Genomic DNA, 1,380 nt, shown 5'->3' with positions numbered 1-1,380 from the left:
TTCACCCCTTTAGCACCTAACGCAGGTCCTACTGGTGGCGATGGATTTGCCGCTCCGCCTTTGATCTGTAATTTGATCATTGCACTGACTTCTTTTGCCATTTTGTGTTTTTTGTTTATTTAAAACTCAATGTTAAATATTGGAAGCATGTAACATTTAATTCCTTAGAGCTCCTATAAAGCTTAAAGGACTGCAAAGATATGGATAATCTTGTAAATGCACAATAGATGGAGAGAAATATATTTAATAATATGTAGGTGTTTAAAATATGTGCATTAAATCAGCGATTAAGAAAAATACTTTCTTCAGTTATAAACCATGAATAGATTGCTTCACGCCACCATAAGACCCTTTCTTTGTTCGCAACGACAGAATAAACCACAAAACTTACACTAATTATTAAGCAATTTAAAAAATCATTTAAAAAGAAAAAACCGCACGAAATAAATTCTGCGGTCTTTTTATATTCTAAAAATAATTTGCTTACTCTTTTTCTACTTGCATGTAGTTAAGCTCAAGTGGTGTTTTACGACCGAAGATTTTAACCATTACTTTCAGTTTTTTCTTCTCTTCGTTTACCTCTTCGATAATACCTGAGAAACCGTTGAAAGGTCCATCCATTACTTTAATGCCTTCGCCAACGTAGTAAGGCACATTCATTGTTTCACCTTGCTCGCTCATCTCATCAACCACACCTAAAATACGGTTAACTTCTGCCTGGCGCATTGGGATTGGATTACCAGCTTTATCACCCAAGAAACCAATAACACTATTAATTCCTTTAATGATGTGCTCTAACTCTCCATCTAATGTAGCTTCGATTAAAACATAACCAGGATAGAAGTTACGTTCTTTTGCAATTTTTTTACCATCTTTCATTTGGTAATATTTTTCCATTGGTATTAAAACCTGAGGAACCAAATGAGAGAAACCTAAACGGCTGATCTCAGCATCAATGTACTGTTTTACTTTCTTTTCCTTACCGCTAACAGCCCTTACAACGTACCACTTTAGATCGCTCATTAGTAAATATTAATTAGAAAGTGATTTATAAAAAGTATCTAACACAAATGTTGATCCTTTATCCATTGCAAAAATAACCAATGCAATAATTAAAGAAGCCACTAATACAAGAATTGCAGAACTTTGCAGTTCACCCCAAGTAGGCCATGTAACCTTCTGGGTCATTTCATCGTACGATTCTTTTATAAACTCAACTACTTTAGCCATATTTAATTTATTGAATGACAGAATGACTAAATGAGTGAATGATAATATTCGAAAGCTAACCTTCAAATTCAATCATTCACTCATTCAATTACTCAACCATTGTTTTGAGCACGGGAACAAGGATTCGAACCCTGATCAAAGGTTTTGGAG

Annotated in this window: 2 protein-coding genes and 1 pseudogene; all 3 read right to left on the bottom strand. The window is 34.3% G+C overall.

Features of this window, described 5'->3' with window-relative positions:
- Positions 1-101 (bottom strand): annotated as a pseudogene (locus AC1DND_RS27875) (50S ribosomal protein L11); the annotation flags it as partial.
- 382 nt (positions 102-483) lie between these two features.
- Entirely contained in the window at positions 484-1,023 is a 540-nt protein-coding gene (gene nusG / locus AC1DND_RS27870) for a transcription termination/antitermination protein NusG (protein ID WP_025143263.1), read from the bottom strand.
- 9 nt (positions 1,024-1,032) lie between these two features.
- Positions 1,033-1,230, bottom strand: coding sequence for a preprotein translocase subunit SecE (secE, locus tag AC1DND_RS27865; RefSeq protein ID WP_029279332.1), 198 nt, complete (start codon positions 1,228-1,230; stop codon positions 1,033-1,035).
- Between the last annotated feature and the right edge of the window lie 150 nt (positions 1,231-1,380).

Source organism: Pedobacter sp. 01N416, assembly GCF_056399685.1.
Note: the sequence above shows the minus strand (reverse complement) of the source record. Positions and strands in the feature narration are given on the sequence as shown.

What these genes read in the sequence shown, in the direction of transcription:
- nusG (WP_025143263.1), bottom strand. Translation starts at nt 1,023, where the DNA reads ATGAGCGATCTAAAGTGGTACGTTGTAAGGGCTGTTAGCGGTAAGGAA.
- secE (WP_029279332.1), bottom strand. Translation starts at nt 1,230, where the DNA reads ATGGCTAAAGTAGTTGAGTTTATAAAAGAATCGTACGATGAAATGACC.